Below are 3,337 nucleotides of genomic sequence, written 5' to 3'. Positions count from 1 at the left end.
AATGGGGAGTGGAATTTACTTTTTCATTTCAGTACTAAAATCCTTATTCTGCTGCTTTCTTGCGTTAATATGAATATTCTGATAAAATTGTTTCAACGGAAATGTATTGTTTCAATCCACGCTCGGTATATTGTCGAAGTGCGACTGCATCCTACGTAGATGCGTGGTTGACCTCATGGCAGTGGGGGATACCGATTACTCTCCGCCCACCACTGCCGTTAAGTTTGTTTTTGGCAATTCATCTCACCACCTTAGAGGATGGGAGAATCCTTACTAACTTTGTTGAACTTTGAAAGGAGTACTTCATCTATGGATAAAATGATGGACAAAATCGCAAGCTTTACCATTGATCATCTAAAGCTTTTACCAGGAATTTATGTCTCAAGAAAGGATCAGGCGGGGGACAGCCTCATTACCACCTTTGATATAAGAATGACCCGCCCCAATTATGAACCGGTCTTGAATACGGCGGAGATTCATACAATTGAGCATCTCGGAGCCACCTATCTGAGAAATCATGACTCCATGAAAGACCATGTTATTTACTTTGGCCCGATGGGCTGCCGTACGGGTTTCTACCTTCTTCTGTCCGGTGACTGGAACTCGGCGGATATTGTTCCGCTTATAACCGGAATGTTTACATTTATCTCCGGTTTTGAAGGAGAGGTACCCGGAGCCTGCGCAAAGGACTGCGGAAATTACCTGGATATGAATCTTCCGATGGCAAAGTATGTGGCCGGCAAGTATTTAAAAGAGGTATTGGAAGGAATTGACGAAAGCCGGTTAATTTATCCAAATGCATAATGTGATTGCCTGTAAGCGCTGCGCACAGGTCAACCTCTTCAATAACTTCTACATGTGAGAATCTCGCTTGCGAAATTCTCCGCCTGCGGCGGGTCGCTGCGGCGGCATTATTCCCTGCCGCCGCAGGCATTGGCTCACTTAGCGGGTGTAACGGGCTTAGTGAACAAGCGCTCTTTAGAGTTGCGCTCCTCCGCGGAGCGGTTTTTATCCCTTCACCAGCCCCGCAATCCATCTCAGCCAGCCGCTCACCGACGAAGCTCTTCTTCCTGCTACGCTGCTGCTGCAAAGGCCCTGTTCTACAATGCACTTTTCAATATACCTCTTATCCGGTATCTCCCCTGTCCTCAGAACAATTCCGAATAAATCATGGAATATTCCGTGTTCCAGAATCAGTTGTACGTACCGTATCTGTCTGGCCTTATAATTGAGCTTCAGCAGGCTGCGCCCCCTTGTTGTTATCGTCACCCTGACGTTCCGCTCCTCATCCTTCTCCTTTACGGCCAGGCCGAGGAAACGGCAGGCGTTAAAATAATAATCCGACTGGCGCTCCCGGAATCCGAACACCTCCGCGATCTCCGCCGGGGTAAGGGCTCTGTCATTGAGATGCTCCACCAGAGAAATCACCTTCTCAAAGCTGTCCGCCTGGATAAACACTACGGGAGGTTCCGGTTTTACCGCCGTACGCTCCCAGGCCTCCCTGAGATCCTGCATGGAAATATCAGTATCCTCCAGGCTGTAAAGTCCCTCTTTCAACAGACGTATCGAATTATAGCATGAGGGGTCGGTAAATTCGTACTCCAGCAAACGGAATATATTATTAGAATATACCATAAAAACGGGCCTGACCGGTTTGGCCAGTTTCCCGTTCCAGAGCCTGTAGGGATAGTAGAGCTGGCGAATCAGGAAATTGCTATGCACCACATTCTTTCCCTCTATCATGGCAAAGGTATCCCGATCTTCAAAGCCTCCGTCAATCTCGACCTGCGAATTATTTACCGCAATCTGATAACCGTTTATCCCGTATGTTTCCGGCGGTTTGGCGCCCGCCCTTACGGGATTCACCTGAAACGTAAATTTACCGGAGGCCATCCGGCCGGATACCGTCTGCTTAAAGTTCTCACCGCCCAGAAAGTCATCCAGAATACCGGAAATCCCCATAACGTTGATTGCGCCGGCTTCCGAACGGATATCATTGATATCAATCGTCTCATAATAATCCGGGATTGCCGCCTTCTTTACACCGGGCACACGGGTCCCCGGGACCAAATTTCCCGGCCCTCCCTGCTCCGGAAAATCTGCATAGAGATCAAAATCCCCTATCACATAGGTTCCCCTTGTCACCGGCAGGATGCCCAGACGGCTGCCGAAGACGGAGGGAAGCGATTCCCTCGTATCAAACTTCGTCATCAGCCTCGGCTCTTTATACTCACGAATCTGATCGGCCGTAATATAAAAGGGGCCGCTCTCCGACACCTTTTTTTCTATATCATATCGGTCAAAGAGCAGCTTCCACTTATCATCTATTATGCTCATAATTTCTCACCAGCACTTCATCAATAGCCCCGCGTTTATCGCCTTTCGCATTGATTGCCCTCTTCGCGGCAACGCGCTCCACAATGTAATCTTTGTATAAGTCCTCTATGAAATCACAGCAGGAATTGGACAGCAGGAAATTGATTCCTTTCTTACTCAGCATATCGCACTGCTTCTTAAGCTCCCTCTGCTGCTGCTCCCCAAATCCGGCCGCCGTATATCCTGTAAAGGAAGAGGAGGTGCTGAGCGGCATATAAGGCGGGTCCAGATAGACAAATGAGCCTTTCCTCAGCCCCTTCAGCGAATCCCTGTAATCGCCGCAGCGAATCGTCACATTCGCCTTATTTAAATAACCGCTCATCGATCGTATCGTCGTCTCATTCGTAATATTGGGATTCTTATACCGGCCCCAGGGTGAATTGAACTCTCCGGCGCGGTTTACCCGGAACAGGCCGTTGTAGCAGGTCTTGTTCAGATAAATAATTCTGGCCGCCTGTTCCACCGGCGTCATCCTGGAATATTGCTCCCTGTCTCGGTCAAGAGAACGGATTTCATAAAAATATTCCTGGCAGTTGTTTTCTTTATGGCGTTCCAGGCAGGCGATCAGTTCCTCGGGCTGCGACTTGATCACTTTGTATATGTTAATCAGTTCGGCATTGGAGTCGTTGATTACCGCTTTCACAGGCTGCAGATGAAACAGAACCGCGCCTCCGCCGACAAAAGGTTCATAGTATGTTGTGTATTCCGGTATCAGCGGCACGATTGTATCGAGAAGCTGTCTCTTGCCGCCTACCCATTTTAGAATGGGCGTTACCGCCCCGTCTGTTGTAGACATAGATTCCTCCGTACGTATGTTTGAAAAGTCTTTTCCTATTATAACCTGTATCGGGTGAGAAAGCAAAGAGTTCCTGCAAATTTTTCCGTCCTCAACAAAAACATCGTAACAGTACAGACAGGGAGCGGTTCTAAAATGGAGATTTAGTTAAGCAGGTGAGGACGC

General features: G+C 48.4%; 3 protein-coding genes. 1 reads left to right on the top strand and 2 read right to left on the bottom strand.

Annotated features, from left to right (window positions below):
• The first annotated feature begins 309 nt into the window (after positions 1 to 309).
• Complete coding sequence (locus tag CLOSYM_RS04610; protein WP_021641144.1) at positions 310 to 804, top strand: S-ribosylhomocysteine lyase; 495 nt, start codon at positions 310 to 312, stop codon at positions 802 to 804.
• Positions 805 to 1,008: 204 nt separating this feature from the next.
• On the opposite strand, the gene CLOSYM_RS04605 is transcribed toward CLOSYM_RS04610, so the two are convergent.
• Complete coding sequence (locus CLOSYM_RS04605) at positions 1,009 to 2,337, bottom strand: type II restriction enzyme (RefSeq protein WP_021641143.1); 1,329 nt, start codon at positions 2,335 to 2,337, stop codon at positions 1,009 to 1,011.
• The gene (locus tag CLOSYM_RS04600) at positions 2,321 to 3,172 is read right to left on the bottom strand and encodes a DNA adenine methylase (RefSeq protein ID WP_003497271.1); all 852 of its coding nucleotides are present in this window, start codon (positions 3,170 to 3,172) and stop codon (positions 2,321 to 2,323) included. The genes CLOSYM_RS04605 and CLOSYM_RS04600 overlap by 17 nt, the downstream gene beginning before the upstream one ends.
• Positions 3,173 to 3,337 lie beyond the last annotated feature (165 nt).

Origin of the sequence: [Clostridium] symbiosum ATCC 14940, from assembly GCF_000466485.1 — a bacterium.
GTDB lineage: Bacteria > Bacillota > Clostridia > Lachnospirales > Lachnospiraceae > Otoolea > Otoolea symbiosa.
Note: the sequence above shows the minus strand (reverse complement) of the source record. Positions and strands in the feature narration are given on the sequence as shown.

Bases quoted from the DNA above. Each gene is read 5' to 3' on its own strand.
- CLOSYM_RS04610 (WP_021641144.1), top strand. From the start codon at position 310: ATGGATAAAATGATGGACAAAATCGCAAGCTTTACCATTGATCATCTA.
- CLOSYM_RS04605 (WP_021641143.1), bottom strand. From the start codon at position 2,337: ATGAGCATAATAGATGATAAGTGGAAGCTGCTCTTTGACCGATATGAT.
- CLOSYM_RS04600 (WP_003497271.1), bottom strand. From the start codon at position 3,172: ATGTCTACAACAGACGGGGCGGTAACGCCCATTCTAAAATGGGTAGGC.